Origin of the sequence: Vibrio sp. YT-16 (assembly GCF_033337405.1) — a bacterium.
Lineage (GTDB): Bacteria > Pseudomonadota > Gammaproteobacteria > Enterobacterales > Vibrionaceae > Vibrio > Vibrio alginolyticus.
The window spans coordinates 15,491-31,269 of sequence record NZ_JAWOQQ010000013.1; the positions used below are offsets into that span (position 1 = coordinate 15,491).

Annotated in this window: 12 protein-coding genes; 8 read left to right on the plus strand and 4 right to left on the minus strand. The window is 43.1% G+C overall.

The features are described from left to right. Window positions 1–384: 384 nt before the first annotated feature. On the minus strand, window positions 385–555 hold the full coding sequence (locus R7F07_RS18440) for a DUF2513 domain-containing protein (protein WP_213916098.1): 171 nt from the start codon (window positions 553–555) through the stop codon (window positions 385–387). 152 nt (window positions 556–707) lie between these two features. Then, a complete protein-coding gene (locus R7F07_RS18445) occupies window positions 708–1,205 on the minus strand; it encodes a hypothetical protein (protein WP_213916096.1) in 498 nt (165 codons plus the stop codon). Window positions 1,206–1,592: 387 nt separating this feature from the next. Between R7F07_RS18445 and R7F07_RS18450 the strand changes: the two genes are divergently transcribed. The 6 genes from R7F07_RS18450 to R7F07_RS18475 all read left to right on the plus strand — a co-directional run bounded on the left by R7F07_RS18450 (window position 1,593) and on the right by R7F07_RS18475 (window position 10,100). Further along, window positions 1,593–2,795 carry a hypothetical protein gene (locus R7F07_RS18450; protein WP_055453245.1) on the plus strand — a complete coding sequence of 401 codons (1,203 nt, stop codon included), beginning with the start codon at window positions 1,593–1,595 and terminating at the stop codon, window positions 2,793–2,795. Next, entirely contained in the window at window positions 2,773–4,977 is a 2,205-nt protein-coding gene (locus tag R7F07_RS18455; RefSeq protein ID WP_213916095.1) for a hypothetical protein, read from the plus strand. The genes R7F07_RS18450 and R7F07_RS18455 overlap by 23 nt, the downstream gene beginning before the upstream one ends. Before the next feature lie 532 nt (window positions 4,978–5,509). Next, a complete protein-coding gene (locus tag R7F07_RS18460) occupies window positions 5,510–5,695 on the plus strand; it encodes a hypothetical protein (RefSeq protein WP_054867877.1) in 186 nt (61 codons plus the stop codon). Between the two features lie 213 nt (window positions 5,696–5,908). Next, window positions 5,909–7,432 (plus strand): Na+/H+ antiporter NhaC family protein, encoded by a 1,524-nt coding sequence (locus R7F07_RS18465; RefSeq protein ID WP_171343009.1) that lies wholly within the window; start codon window positions 5,909–5,911, stop codon window positions 7,430–7,432. Between the two features lie 212 nt (window positions 7,433–7,644). Beyond that, entirely contained in the window at window positions 7,645–9,327 is a 1,683-nt protein-coding gene (locus tag R7F07_RS18470) for a chitinase (RefSeq protein WP_171343010.1), read from the plus strand. Between the two features lie 182 nt (window positions 9,328–9,509). After that, the gene (locus tag R7F07_RS18475; RefSeq protein ID WP_005381682.1) at window positions 9,510–10,100 is read left to right on the plus strand and encodes an acetate uptake transporter; all 591 of its coding nucleotides are present in this window, start codon (window positions 9,510–9,512) and stop codon (window positions 10,098–10,100) included. 100 nt (window positions 10,101–10,200) lie between these two features. On the opposite strand, the gene R7F07_RS18480 is transcribed toward R7F07_RS18475, so the two are convergent. After that, entirely contained in the window at window positions 10,201–11,748 is a 1,548-nt protein-coding gene (locus R7F07_RS18480) for an alanine/glycine:cation symporter family protein (RefSeq protein ID WP_005381681.1), read from the minus strand. Window positions 11,749–12,055: 307 nt separating this feature from the next. Next, window positions 12,056–13,312, minus strand: a complete 1,257-nt coding sequence (locus R7F07_RS18485; protein ID WP_025768866.1) for a D-amino acid dehydrogenase — start codon at window positions 13,310–13,312, stop codon at window positions 12,056–12,058. A 106-nt stretch (window positions 13,313–13,418) separates the two neighbouring features. Between R7F07_RS18485 and R7F07_RS18490 the strand changes: the two genes are divergently transcribed. Together R7F07_RS18490 and R7F07_RS18495 are read left to right on the plus strand one after the other, a co-directional pair. Then, window positions 13,419–14,330, plus strand: a complete 912-nt coding sequence (locus tag R7F07_RS18490; protein WP_137281744.1) for a LysR substrate-binding domain-containing protein — start codon at window positions 13,419–13,421, stop codon at window positions 14,328–14,330. A 117-nt stretch (window positions 14,331–14,447) separates the two neighbouring features. After that, window positions 14,448–15,716: an O-acetylhomoserine aminocarboxypropyltransferase/cysteine synthase family protein gene (locus R7F07_RS18495; RefSeq protein WP_171343011.1), complete on the plus strand. Its 1,269-nt coding sequence runs from the start codon at window positions 14,448–14,450 to the stop codon at window positions 15,714–15,716. Window positions 15,717–15,779 lie beyond the last annotated feature (63 nt).

A 15,779-nucleotide genomic window follows, 5' to 3' on the forward strand; every position in this document is an offset into this window, starting at 1 on the left:
ACTAAAAGTGTAGGTTAGTACTACTGCATAAGCCGACGTTGTAGACCAATTTATTTAAATTTAGTGAGATAAGTGCCAAGATTAATAATGATTCATAATATAATTGAGGTCAAATCGACATTACAAAGCGGATTTATAATCAATAGGTTAATGAGAGGGAATGGATATTAGATTGCAAAATGACACATAATTTTAAAAAGCTCACGACGACGCTCGCTCGGATAACTAAAGGTAGGGGAAACTTTCATCCAAAAGAAGTTAATTAACTTCAGTGATAACAAACAATGGGGCAAAATCGTCTCAGAGAAGAAGGCAAACTACGACAAATGGCACCGAAAAGTTTCGTACTTTATTGTCATAGTTCTAATCTTTATTGTTCGAGTTTCAAACTTTGTTGTCCACCGACACTTCCAATAATCCGGCATCAATTAACAAAGCAACATGATAATTTATGTCCTCTGGCTTATAGTTTTCAAAATTAAAGCCAGAAATTCGGTCAGGATGCTTCTCAATAGAAAGAAGTAATCTTCTGATTAAAGCCATATCTCTTTTCAATCTGCTAATCCTCCAATGAACCATGTAGCCTTGTTAAGGTGTGAGGCGCGCAATACCGAAGATCCCGCATGCCACCTTGACCACTAAAAACAACCCATAGTAAAAATGCCACGCGTGCCGAATCACTCTTGAACAATTTGTTATGCAAATTTTTAGAGCACCCTAGCCATAAGCATTTTTTGCAATTTATCTGGAAAGCTATCAGCTGGAATAAGATCATCAAACAACCATTCAAAATACTCATCGAGAATATCGACCAACTCTCCAATAGTGTAATATGCGTTCGCTACTGAAATTCCAGGCTGAGGTCCAAACACGTAAGTAAAATGATCCCTAATTTCTGGTTTGTGGACCTCTGTAACAACCTTTTTTTCATCGCTAGGTTTGTCCAATCGAAAATGTTTCGAACCATTTGCTAGATCGCGCGTAGCATTAACTAGTTCCTTCATTTGTGGCGGCGCTTGATTAACTTTTTTATAAAACAAGTTAGGCCGATTTTGTTTATCGTTTTTAATCCAGTCGTGGTGCAAGTGCCATGCAGTGACCACAAAGTTGAAGAAATCATAAGGGTGATAACTTTGAGTAACTCGTTGCCGCTCAAATTTTAATTTTTCACGTAACTCGTGAACTGTCTCTATACCTACTTTCAAACGAAGTCCTCAAATTGCATAACGCTTTCTATGCGGATTTTAGCCGCCTTTCATATTCCTATCATGTAACCTTTTTAATACCACATCAACGTGTAATCAATAGGTTAATGAAAGTTAACAGAGATTAGATTGTATGATGCCTGATGATTTCAGAAAAATGCTGGTGCCCAAACTCCTTCGGATAACTTTTGATAGGGGAAATTACTAGGTTCGAACTGAGCAAGATCTTTTGCTCTGAATTGTTTTGGGGCACTTTCTTGTTAGACAGTGCCCACTGTGAAGGTTCTGGACAACTAATATTTGAAGTCTGGAGTTTTGAGTTATCTCACTGAAAGGGAAGTGGAATACGGTGACAATGGGGATAGATAAATTGTTTGGAACAATTAAATGGAACGACTGAAAGAGTCTCCTTTAGAGTCGATAGATGACATGGAGAACGTCATTAAGAAAGCAGAGCGTCGTGAGACGGTAAAACTTTCTTCAGAGGCTATATCAAAAAGACACGGAGCCTTAAAAGATGCAGCTAGATTACAGGCTCTCGTCTCTATTGCTCGTAATTCTGCTGAAAAAGTCTTGGTGTTGCAGAACTCACCTAATACTGAAATTGTTTTGCAAGAGCTGTGTAGTTACGCACCGGGCTTGACGTCGGTGAGATTAAATAAATCAATTAACATAAACAATGAGGTTATCTCTAGGCGAAAAGCTCTTTTGCCAGCAAAAGACAAAATGATTGCATCCGATAATCAGCACTATGCAGCAATAGTTCGTGGACGTTCGATCGACTTATGTTGTATCAGCGGTGCGGAAAGACAGTATTTGTCTCCTCTGTTTTCAAACAAAAATAGCCAAGCGGTAAGAGATAGTTCACTAATGACAAAAACTATGGTGGCTATTTTTAAACAAATTAATCAGCGAGAGTTCAACCATTTAGAGGGCGACCTAATTGAAGCCTTTGGTATTTTTGGTTGCGAGCTTTTCAAAAATACGCAAGAACATGCCCTTAGAGACGAGCACGGTAGACCTTACATTGAACATGTAGAGGGGATGATTGCTTCATGGAAAGACCAATCAAGCGAGACATATAAAAAAGACTTTATGGGGCATCCAAGACTAAGTAAGTATTGGAACGACAATGTTGTAACGAGTGTCGACGGAACCAAGAAAACGCTGCGTTGTATGGAAGTGAGCTTTTTTGATACCGGCCCGGGGTTGGTAGGAAGGGCCTTTGGAACAAGCATTGACGTAGCCTCCGAGAAAGACGCTCTGATAAAGTGTATTGGAAAAAATTTCTCTACTAAATCTGAAAGTGGCGCAGGCAACGGCTACCCTACGATTTTAAATCAGCTAAGTAAAGTAGGGGGATTGATAAGAATTCGGTCTGGGAACCAGTGTTTATTCAATTGCTTTGACAGAGACAAGCATGGATTTTGGACGCAAGAGCAATCTGTAGAAGCCGCGAAACAGCAGCAAAACCAATATTTAATGAATTTTGACAACTGGACGAACAAAAGTCTTGGGTCCACTTCAGGAACAGTGGTATCGATTTTGGTTCCCTTAAGGAAAGATAGTGGACAACGTACTTTGCTTTAACGCAGAAAAAGATCTTGATGATCAAAAGTTTGACATTCTGTGCGCTTACCTTGGAGACGGAGCTTGGCAAGAGCCATCTAGCTTTTATCCAGCTTTAGAAAAAGCGTTAAAAAATAGTGATACTCTTCCCGATGGCATCGTTATTTACGTACCTTCCGGCAAAATCAATGACTGCCTTAAACATTGGAAAAATGAAGATTTACGAGACAGTTTTTTGGATCGTTTGTCGAAAAACAACGTGTGCTTCACCAAAGCCCTTTATTTTATTGATATTAGTGATGGCATTTTTAAAATACATGAAGGTTATACTAGCTCATCCAACTCTTTGCCACTTCAGGCAAAGGATGTGACTAATTTTTATTCAACAGGTCTGCGTAAGCTTGCTGAGCGCAATAATGTTCTGCATATTGCGCCCGCAGGACACACATTCAAACACCCCTCTGGCCGCATCAGTAAAATGTTTATACAGTCGAGAGATATAGCTGCCACTGAAACTGAATTACAATTCGTCGCTAACGGATTACGAACCTTAGTGGAAAATGTAGATTGGCTCAAAATTAAAACAATCTATATAGATACCATGGGTATTTACTCTATTGTAAAAGAAGCTGCTTTAACTGCCGGTTGTAGAGCTAATATCGAAAGCTACCATTCCTACGATTTTTTACAGAAGCTTAATTTACCCATAGACGACTACCTTGTGGTGATTTCAGCATCTACTTCAGGGGGAATGGCTAGAGATCTAGTCAATAGAAACTTCTGCAAAAACAAAATCGTTACCTTGATTGATGTAGAAGTAAGACCTTCCATATCACATGTGCTTATTAACCTGTCTTCAACACCATTGTTACAAGGAGTAAGTAATGTTGATGGTAATGAAACTGATATAGAGTTAGTAGGTGAACATTTCTCATATAAGGCTAAACCCCCTAAACAAGTGACCGTGGGTATCCCCCACAAGCCTAAACACCTTCCGGATATCCTCATAGATTTCTGCATATCAGGCATCAACCAAATCAATCAACCCATTGATATAATTAATAAAAATCCATTACTAAGCCTCAAGCCAGAAAATCTACACGCCAGTAACAAGTTCAATAAATGGTTGGAAGAAGAGTTAAAGTGGTCTCTATCCTCGTCTATTGATACTGTGATATTCAGTGATGACGGTGCATCTAAAATTTTGGCTCAAAAAGCCTCGGACTTTATTAAAAACAGTCGCGGTAATGGAAAATCTCCATCGTTATTGGAATGGCCGAATATAAATAAAGAAGATTTACAAGACGCAACTGGAGTTATAGTCGTCACGGCATTTTCAGGTGACGGTGGAAAATTGAGACAAATTAGTCGAGACCTTAGGGAATATGAAAGCAAAACCATTCCAAGACACTTTTTAATAGGCGTTGGTCTACCCCAAAGCATGGAATCTTGGAAAAAGCTTGAGCAATTCCTCGTACGCAATGCAACACCAAGATTTTATAACTTTTCAGTTTGGAAAGTATTGCCATTGGGACCAGATAACATCCAAAAATCATGGGACGAGTTAGCACAATTAGCTGCAAAAGCGGATAATGAAAGCACATCACCATTGGACACAATTACGCCCGATGATGCAGAGAAATGTTACGAAGCACTATCTCATTGTATTGGTCAAGCTAGTGCTAGCCTGCTACCCAATGCTAATGGCGAATCACTAAAACTGACCGAAGGTTTCGTATTTTTTGATGACAAGTTTGATGACAGAATTGACCGTATTACTCAGAGTGCTACGCTGCTAACCATTGCCGCTGTATTACAAACAGCACGAGAACACGCAGATCCTGAAAAGTGTTTAAGGCCAACAAACTATCAATCCGTAATTATTTCCCCAGAGAACTTCTTGAGATTTAATGATGATATTTTGCAAGCCTGCATCCTTCGCGCGAGCCTACCATCAGAGTTGGATTATTCGTCCGATCACCACTTAAGTGGACTGATGAAAGAATTTCTTTACAAGGTTTTTACTAGACACAAGTATCCGTTTGGTTATGCAGCCCTTGAGTTCGCGGGCGCACTTGCAGTTGGCAAGCTAAAACTGAAAAAGGAACACTGTAGGGAGTTAGTGGAGAAATCGGTCGAATCCATTGGTTCGGAAAGTCGCGTTTTAACAGGTTTCTTGCTGATGGCAATGCCTAAAAGCTGATTCAACGACATTAAAAAAGTAGTGGGGCAAGACTTGCGTTTTGCCCTAATTACCTAACCATATTTATTGAAAATACATAACTGATTGGTAAGAATCGTAGCTACTTTCAGATTAGAACAGCTAGTGCAAACTTGGGCTGTCGTTCCAGCGACTGCAACTAAGCGAAACTCATAGTGGGGCAAAATTTTAGCAACAGAGTCAGTACCGCTTACTCTGACTCGATATTGGGGCGTTACTTGGTCGAGGATTTGCTCGGCTTTAAGCCCGGAGTGTTTCCTGGAGTTTTTTTGTTGTCACGTCTACGTTGATCTGGTTTGCCGGTCGACTTGGCTATTGGTTTTGGCCCTGGTTTCAAACCCATGATTTGATCCTTTTATTTAACGAGGTTATTCCTCGTTGTACAATCTTTGGGCAGTATTGATGGTTTTCAAGATGTGTATGAAAAACAATCTAAAAATATCCCCAAGGTTTCTTACTGGTAACTCATGTCTTGATGCATTTAAAGTGTACTGCTATAAGTTGGAGGCACAAGATGGATAGAATTACCTCGGGTCCGCGACGGCTTAGTGTTGAAGAGATACAAGAGCTTCGTCGTGATATGCAAGAATCCTCAGCCTGGGCCAAAGCCGAACTAAAACGTCGACGAGCCGCAAAAAATCAAAAAAATTCTGCGCATGGTATAGATGATGGTATCGATAATGACCACATTTCTAACTAGCTGTTATATAGGTATATTTTATTCTCATTGATATTCGAGTGGGAATAATTTTCCTCTAGACAGTTGAGTTTATAAGAACCAGCCTTCGGGCTGGTTTTTTTGTACTTCAAGTTTGTGAAGAGGTGGCTCAACTTTTTTGTGAGAGATATATACATGCGGTTAAATTAAATATATATTCATTTTAATTGTTTAATTATCATAAATGGTATTGCTATGGAACAGGCTGACGTTACCTCTCTCATTCCCATCCTTATTACTCTTTTCCTCGCGCTGACCACAAGAAATGTCGTTGTTGGTTTATTCGCGGGTATGGTGAGTGGTGTCGCTATGCTCGAAGGGACATTTGTCGAAAAAGGGCCACTAGACTCGTTTAGTGCACTGATGAAAAGCTATCTACTGCCGCAATTAACTGACAGCTACAATGCGGGCGTCATTTTGCTCTTGGTCTTTATTGGTGGCTTTGTTGCCTTGATGGAGAAATCTGGCGGTGGTGTGGCGTTTGCTAAAAAGGTTACTCAATGGGTGGCGAGTAAATGCCAAGCTCAACTGTCCGCATGGTTCGGTGGTGTGGTTATTTTCTTCTCAGACCTTGGTACACCACTGATTGTTGGCCCTGTTTTTCGCCCTTTATTTGATAAGTTAAAAGTATCACGCCAAAAATTAGCTTTTATTATCGACTCTACTTCCTCTCCCGTCGCAATCTTGATCCCTTTTATCGGATGGGGCGTTTACATCATGGGATTGATTCAAAAAGAGTTTACTGCCCTGAATGTCAGTATGAGTGATTGGGATGCTTTCATTGGTGCGATCCCGTATCAGTTTTACGCCTTTCTTGCGATCGCGATTGTGCCGATTGTCTCTTTCTTCAAATTAGATTTCGGACCGATGGCGAAGGCTGAACAACTAGCAGAGCAGGGCTCCGACTTTGGGAAAGTGCAGGAGTCCATGAATGTGTTTACGCATAAAAATGCAAAATCTAGTTTTGTATGGGCACCTTTGCTCGTTATGCTGGTGGTTCTATGTACCATCCTCGTGCCACACGGTTTTCCATTTCAAAAAGTGGCAGGATCAACGTTTAGGGCTGCACTTTCTTCTGCATATTTCTTTGCGGCCTTCACTTTAATTGCGCTGATGGCGTTTTATGGCGTAAGAAAGCTTTCGGATGGTATTCAGGTTTATCTGAAAGGGATGTCAAACATGATGTCAGTGGCGGTGATTCTGGTATTGGCTTGGGCGCTTAGCTCGGTTGGGAAAGAATTAGGTGCAGCTGCATACATTGCTGAACAAGCTCAAGCCGGTTTCCCTTACTGGTTATTGCCAGCGGTTGCGTTTTTACTGGCCGGTATTATCTCGTTCGCTACGGGATCATCTTGGGGGACGTTTGCCATCATGATGCCATTAGTGATCCCAACTGCCGTCGCGATTGATGCACCACTGTTGGTTTGTATTGGTGCGGTATTATCTGGTGGCTTGTTTGGCGATCACTGTTCTCCCATCTCTGAAACTACGATTTTGTCGTCGACAGGAGCGGGGTGTGAACAGTATGAGCACTTCCGTACACAATTACCTTACGCATTACTCAATGGAATGATCGCATTGGGGTGTTTTCTTTTAGCTGGAATCAACGCCTCACCAGTGATTGTGCTTGCCGCAATTATTTCTCAGTGTGTGGTTTATTTTGTGCTGTCTAAACAAAAGTCAACCGCGAAGCTAGAGGTGGTTTCGGCAGAACAATAAAGAGAGAAACATCACAAAGCGGAGGCTCACAGGGTCTCCGCTTTTCTTTTGAGTCAAGGTAACATTTTTCTTGTGACAAAATGTGTGTGAGGACCTATTTATTCATTTTGTCTCGCAGAATCAACGTACTTGGCTCGGTGTTTCGTATATATGATCCACTATATGTCTAGTTATTCCTCGTATATTGTATTGTTGAAATCCGGAGACTAGACATGTTTGCACTCAAACATCTTCCTCTTGCATTGAGTTGTGTCTTAGCAGCACAAGTGAATGCGAGTATGAATATTCAGCCCGATCCGCAAAATCCGAATGGTTATGTTATTGCTCGTGGTGACGTTCAAGCCGTAGAGCAAAGCAAAACTTCTGATCCTATGTATGCCATTTGGTCACAAGCATTAGAGACACGCCCGAACTCAGTAGTTGAAGCGATTGTTCCAGGGGCGACAACCAACCCAGAAAACGTGAAGCGTGTAGAGCGTGTATTCCCCGAAAGTGAGTGGGACTTCCTGACTCAAATGGCGGCACCTGAATACACTTACACGCGTTTCCTACGTGCAATTGGTAAGTTCCCTGCATTCTGTGGTGAGTACACAGACGGTCGTGATTCGGATGCAATTTGTAAAAAATCGATCATGACAGCGTTTGCTCACTTTGCACAAGAAACCGGTGGCCATATTTCGATTGATAACGTATCGGATAATCCGCTAGGGTTGGAAGAGTGGCAGCAAGCTTTGGTTCATGTGCGAGAAATGGGATGGTCTGAAGGGCAAGAAGGTTACACAACAGGTTGTGGTCAAAATGACTGGCAAAACAAACGCTGGCCATGTGAGTCTGGACAAGGTTACTTTGGACGTGGTGCAAAGCAGCTTTCTTACCATTTTAACTATGGCGCGTTCTCTGAAGTGATGTTTGATGGCGATGCATCTGTATTGCTGAAAAATCCAGGCTTGGTTGCGGATTCGTGGCTGAACTTAGCATCGGCTATCTGGTTCTTCCTAACCCCACAAGCACCGAAACCTGCAATGCTACATGTGATTGACCGTACTTGGGTGCCTTCACAGCGTGAGCTTGATGCTGGCATTGGTTACGGCTTTGGTACCACCATCAACGTGATCAATGGTGGTATTGAGTGTGGAGAGCAAAACAAAGATAAAGGTCAACCTGTTAACCGTATTCGCTATTGGGAAGGACTTGCCGCTCATTATCAAATTCCAATTGAAGCCGATGAGACCAATACCTGTTGGCAGCAGACGCCTTACGGCAGCTTAAATCTGAATGGTGCGACAGACGTGTTGTACACCAACTTGGATGGGAACTGGAAATACTACTCAGATCGTCCGGGAGGCCACTCTTTTGAATGTGAACTTGTTGGTTTCCAAACGGCTTACTCTGCGCTAGTTGCGGGTGACTATGAGAAATGTGTAACTAACTTCTACCAATCTCATGCGGGTTGGCCAGAAGTTCGTGTAGTTGACAAGTTAGACCCAGTGGATCCGGTCGATCCGCCTGTAGGTGGTGTGGCAGCTTGGGATTCTGGCAAAGTATATAACACGGGTGATCAAGTTTCTTACCAAGGTGCTGTTTACGAAGCGAAATGGTGGTCACAAGGTAATGAGCCAACGAAAGGAGACCCTTGGAAGCTGGTTTCAGGCACTCCTACGGAGCCGCCTACAACGGAACCTGAACCACCGGTGACTGAGCCAGAGCCGCCAGTAACCGAGCCAGAACCACCAGTGACAGGCAATTTTATTCAGTGGGAGCCGGGTGTAACGCAAGTCGCTAACGGCGATAAAGTGACGTACCAAAACAAATGTTTTGTTGCGAAAAATGGCCCAGGAGTGTGGGAAAGCCCAACGCAAAGCAACTGGTTCTGGGACGAGATTTCTTGTCAGTGATCGAGTAAAAAACAACCTAACCATCTATAAAGACTCTGCTTTTTTGCAGGGTCTTTTTTTATATATGTAGTGGTTTATTTATGGAATCTAAGTTTTCAATAACAGCTTTTCTCTTTTGTTCTGGAGCCCATTAAAATTCGCGCGCATTTTTTATCAACATTTTTGAAAAAAGGTATTTGTACATGTCGACAAAACTGGCTAACCCAGCACCGCTAGGTCTTATGGGTTTCGGTATGACCACTATTCTGCTCAATATTCATAATGCAGGATTTTTCCCAATTGACTCTATGATTCTAGCGATGGGCATCTTTTACGGTGGCCTTAGCCAAGTAATCGTTGGCATCATGTGCTTTAAACGCGGTGATACATTCGGCACAACTGCGTTTACTTCTTACGGTCTATTTTGGCTAACATTGGTTGGTCTAATCGTAATGCCTCACATGGGTCTTCCTGCAAGCCCTGCAAGCTTTATGGGTTGGTACCTAGCGCTTTGGGGCATCTTCACTGGTTTCATGTTCATTGGTTCTCTATGTTACCCAACAGCGAAGCAAGTGGTATTTGGCTCTCTAACTATCCTGTTCTTCTTGCTTGCTGCTCGTGATTTCACTGGTAGCGAAGTGATCGGTGCTATCGCTGGCTTCGAGGGTATCTTCTGTGGCGCAAGTGCAATTTACTTCGCAATGGCACAAGTACTGAACAACGAATTTGGTCGTGAAGTGTTACCTGTAGGTAAAGCAAAAATCGCTCGTAAAGTTGAAGCGGTTATCGCCTAAGCTGCTACTCATAATGAAGAAAGGGGGATTAACCATTGGTTAATCCCCCTTTTTTATGTCCTCAATCGGACCACTGCTTTTTCTTATTTATGTGATAACGCTATGTTGATGGTTGCTCAACAGTTTCTGCGCTATTGCTGTCTGCCGTTGGTGCTTTACCCGTTTTACGTCGGTACTTATCTTCCCAGTAATCTGCGCCTTTAATGCCCAGTGCAACAGGGTTAAATGTAAAATCGGTCACACCACGTTTTTGTTGCTCTTCGTAGTCGTTCAGTGCTTTGAGTGCAGGCTTCGACATAAAGAAGATGATCAAAATACCGATGATGTTTAGCCACGCCATCAGTCCTACGCCTACATCACCCATCGCCCATGCTAAGTTGGCGGTTTTCACGGTTCCGTAGAACACGGATGAAATAATGATGACTTTCAGAATAAACATCAGTCCATTTACTTTGAACGTACGACGAATGTAAGCAATGTTCGTTTCTGCAATGTAGTAGTAAGCCAGAATGGTCGTAAACGCGAAGAAGAATAGAGCGATTGCGATGAATGGTTTACCCACGCCAGGTAGTGCGCTTTCGATCGCCATCTGTGTAAACACAGGACCATTTGCACCAATATCCGCTGGTAGGTTTTGAACCAGGAATGTACCTTCAATCGCACCATTTACGTTGTACGCGCCAGTGATAAGAATCATGAACGCGGTTGCTGAACACACAAGTAGTGTATCGATGTAAATAGAGAAAGATTGAACAAGACCTTGCTGAGCTGGGTGATCAACACTCGCTGCTGCTGCTGCGTGAGGACCAGTACCTTGACCTGCTTCGTTGGAGTAGACACCACGTTTTACACCCCAGCCGATTGCTGCACCAACGCCTGCCATTGGTGTGAACGCGTCACCAATGATCATGCCGAAAATGCGTGGAACCTCACCAATGTTTAGAAGGATGATGACAAACGCAGTAATGATGTAAGCTAACGCCATAAATGGCACAACGACTTGGGTAAAGTTCGCGATACGCTTTACGCCACCAAAAATGATGAAAGCCAAAATGACACAAACAACCGTACCAGTGAAAATTTTAGCAAAACTGAAGGTACCAATAGCGGTTTCAATCATGTCACCTGAGCCAAATGCGGCTTCTACTGCGTTACCGATACTGTTCGATTGAACGCCAGGAAGTAGAACACCACAAGCAAAGATGGTCGCGATAGCAAAGATCCAAGCGTACCATTTTTGTCCCATTGCTTTCTCAATATAGTAAGCAGGGCCACCACGGAACTCGCCTTCGTCTTCTTCTTTATAAATTTGTGCAAGTGTTGATTCTGCGTATGCGGTTGCAGCGCCAAAGAAGGCAACGACCCACATCCAGAATACGGCACCTGGGCCACCGAAACCGATAGCAGCAGCAACACCAGCAATGTTACCTGTACCTACACGGCCAGATAGTGAAACGGCAAGTGCCTGAAATGATGATATCCCTTTTGTTGAACTCTTCCCTGAAAGTAATAAGCGCCACATCTCAAAGAAGTGACGAATTTGTACAAAACGCGTCATGATTGAATAGAACAAACCTGCGCCAAGGCACAAATAGATCAGTACCGGGCTCCAAATAATTCCATTCAGAAAATCAACTAATGACTGCATGAGTATTTTCCCTGTTAGTTGTGTTTGTGGTTGTTTTTCACACAATACATTACCCTTTATGTAATGCAATTGTTAACTTTTTTAGCTACAAATCCTTTGTAGCGTGATGATGAACACAGAATGGAGAGTAGTTGTTAAAATTTGGTTCTTGTTGCTTATTTGCTCCTTTTAGGTAGAAGATTTGCCTGATGATTAATTATGCAGCACATTGTCATTTAAATGTGCTGCGATTTTGATGAGTTAAAAATGCCAGTGGTTATGCATTTTGTGGAGTAAGTGTCTGCCTGTTTTTTGTTCAGTCATGTCCTCAGGAGTAACGACAAAGGTTAAGCTCTGCATTATCCATCACTTTTGCTTTTTCACCTTTCATTACGCTTGCTAGCAATTGACCTGAACCACAAGCCATCGTCCAGCCCAGAGTTCCGTGTCCGGTGTTAGTAAAAAGGTTATCGTATTTAGTCGCGCCGATAATTGGTGTGCCATCAGGCGTCATTGGCCTAAAGCCGCTCCAAAACTCAGCTTGGCTGAAGTCACCACAACGAGGAAAAAGATCACGGATGACCATTTCGATGGTGTTTTTGCGCTTTTGTGGAAGGGAAGCATCAAACCCTGCTAATTCTGCGGTGCCAGCTACGCGAATTCTGTCATCAAATCGAGTCATAGCGACTTTATAGGTTTCATCCATCACAGTAGATCGAGGAGAGAAGTGTTCATCTTCCATCGGGATGGTAAGTGAATAGCCTTTGACAGGGTAGACCGGAATATCAATATCGAGTTGCTTGAGTAGCGCTGTAGAGTAGCTTCCAGAGGCCACCACATATTGGTCTGCTTTAAATTGTCCTCGGTTCGTTTGGACACCTATGATCTTTTTGCCTACTGTAACCCAATTGCTTACTTCAGTATCGAATTCAAATCGGACACCGTGTGCCTTAGCAAGCTCCGTTAGTTGTTGGCAAAATTGATGGCAATCGCCCGTTTCGTCATCAGGTAGATGCAAGCCACCAACCAGTTTGTCTTTCACAAGTGCAAGCCCTGGCTCTTGTTCAATACATTGTTCGACGTCCATTAGCTTAAATCGGGTTCCGCTTTGTTCAAGGAGCTGCATGTCCTTTTCAATGGCTTGCAGCTGTTGATGTGTTCGGAATACTTGCAAGGTCCCAAACTGACGTCCTTGATACTCAATGGCGTGTTCTTGGCGTAACTGTTCTAAGCAAACACGGCTGTGGTTAGCGATCGAAAGCATGCGAGCCTTGTTAACTTGATAGCGAGGTAGGGTGCAGTTCGCGACCATTTTACTCGCCCAGCGGATCATGTCGGCATTCAGAGTGGGTTTGATTTTAAGTGGAGCATGCTCCTCCATTAACCACTTAATGGCTTTAACAGGAACACCAGGCGCAGCCCAAGGCGAAGAATAGCCATATGAAATCTGCCCGGCATTGGCGAAGCTCGTTTCCATGGCACTGCTTGGTTGGCGGTCAATGACGGTAACTTGATAGCCTGCTTGAGATAAATACCAAGCAGAGGTTAAGCCGATAACGCCGCTGCCTAATACGATGACTTCCATTGATGCACTCCACACATTTATCAGAGTGCTCAGTTTCTTTTCTTTACCTTTTGTTAACAATCGATATAAATTACACACTGCGTTTAGAAAAACTATAGGCTCAAGGATGAAAAGTAATCTGATAAGTGGTTTGTGCCTATTTAGCCAAGTCGCGGAGTACAGCAGCTTTACTGGTGCTGCAAGACATTTACACCTCACCACTGGTGCCATAAGCCAACAAATTATTCATTTGGAAGCGTTATTAGGTTTTACTTTATTTGAACGCCACTCTCGCGGTATTCGTTTAACCGTAAAAGGCACTCAGTTACACCAAGCGACGCAGTTTCACTTTTCGGAACTGAGCAAATTGCTTGATGAGCTCAAAGTAGAAAAGCAAACCAATGAAATTCGTTTGAAGTTGACGCCTTCTTTTGCTTTCAAATGGTTAGTCCCAAAGCTCGAAAGCTTCCATCATGATAATCCGGATATCCAAGTACAAATCTTTGCGGAAGGTGCGCTGGTAAATAGTGAGATAAAAGACTATGACGTCGCAATTGACTATGGTCTTCATCCTTATAGAAATGCTAACGCGGAGCTGATTTTGGATGAGCATCTGCTACCGGTGATGAGTCCAAAATACCTTGAGGATCATGGCTGGCTAAAAACGTTGTTTGGTGAGCAAAAAAACTCAATGCCAGTGAAGCAATGGCAAGAGGCGACGCTACTACACGATGCGATGCCATGGGAAAAAGCGACGCGTGACTATGAGTGGCTATATTGGGCGTCAGCGATGGGGTTGGATTTTAAAACCGATATCGGACACTTTTTTAATCGAACGGATATGGCAATGTCTGCAGCCGAAGCTGGCGTTGGGATTGCGATGGCTCGAATGGCATTGATTGAGGATGAATTGACGACAGAGCGTTTGGTTTCTCCATTCAAACCGATTCCTGCCAATGCAGGGTATTACTTGATCATGAACACACGTACGAATGCGACAGAAACGTTTCGTCACTGGTTACTTGGACAGTTGAATTAGCGTTTTATCTCTGTGATTCATCCCTACGTTATTTGTTGAAAAATTGGGCAATATAAGTTTTAAGCAAGGTAAGTGCTTTGCTTGCCGCTATTTGAGTGATGAAAGACAGGGAAGAACATGAAAGACGAAACGCTATCTATCCATTTTGGTTACGAAACTGACCCGACCACCAAATCTGTCGCGACACCGATTTATCAAACGGTCGCGTACGAGTTTGATAACGCGCAGCACGGCGCTGATCTGTTTAACTTGAAAGTGCCGGGGAATATCTACACTCGCATCATGAATCCGACTAACGATGTTCTGGAAAAACGCATGGCGGCGTTAGAAGGTGGCATTGCTGGATTGGTCGTGAGTGCGGGGAGTGCAGCGATTAACTATGCGATTCTGACGTTAGCGCAAGCGGGCGATAACATCGTTTCTACGCCGCAACTTTATGGCGGTACTTATACCTTGTTTGCGCACATGCTCCCAAATCAAGGTATTCAGGTGAAGTTTGCTAAAGATGACAAGCCAGAAAGTTTGGCCGAATTAATTGATGAAAATACCAAAGCGGTGTACTGCGAGAGCATTGGGAACCCTGCGGGCAATATCATCGATTTAGAACGTGTGGCGGAGCTTGCTCATGCACAAGGCGTACCTGTGATTGTGGATAACACCGTTGCGACGCCAGTGCTTTGCAAACCCATCGAATTTGGTGCGGATATCGTAGTTCACTCTCTCACTAAATACGTTGGTGGGCATGGCACCACATTAGGTGGCGTGATTGTGGATTCCGGTAAATTCCCTTGGGCACAGCACAAAGACCGCTTTCCTGTTTTCAACCAACCAGAACCTTCTTACCACGGCGTGGTGTATACCGAAGCGTTTGGTGAGGCGGCATTTATCGGGCGTGCGCGTACCGTACCACTGCGTAATACCGGAGCAGCATTATCACCGATGAATGCATTTATGCTTATGCAAGGGTTAGAAACGTTACCGCTGCGTATGGAGCGCCATACCGAGAACACACTCAAAGTGGCTGAATTCTTGGAACAGAATGACAAAGTCAGTTGGGTAAGTTATGCCGGATTGCCAAGTTCTGAACACTTCCATCTCGCCGAAAAATACATGAAAGGTAAGCCTTCTGCGATTTTGTCGTTTGGTTTAAAAGATGGTTATGACGCTGGTGTGCGTTTTTATGATGCTTTGAAAATCTTTAAGCGTTTGGTGAACATTGGCGATGCAAAATCATTGGCTTGCCATCCTGCATCGACGACTCATCGTCAATTGAGCGAAGCAGAACAAAAACAAGCTGGTGTGTCTCCAGAGATGATTCGTTTATCGGTGGGTATTGAACATATTGACGATATTCTAGCCGATTTAGAACAGGCACTAAACGCGTAAAACGATTCTTTTTTTAGCTTTGGGTTACCCATAGGCCAGTCTTTAAAAAAGCTGGCCTATTTT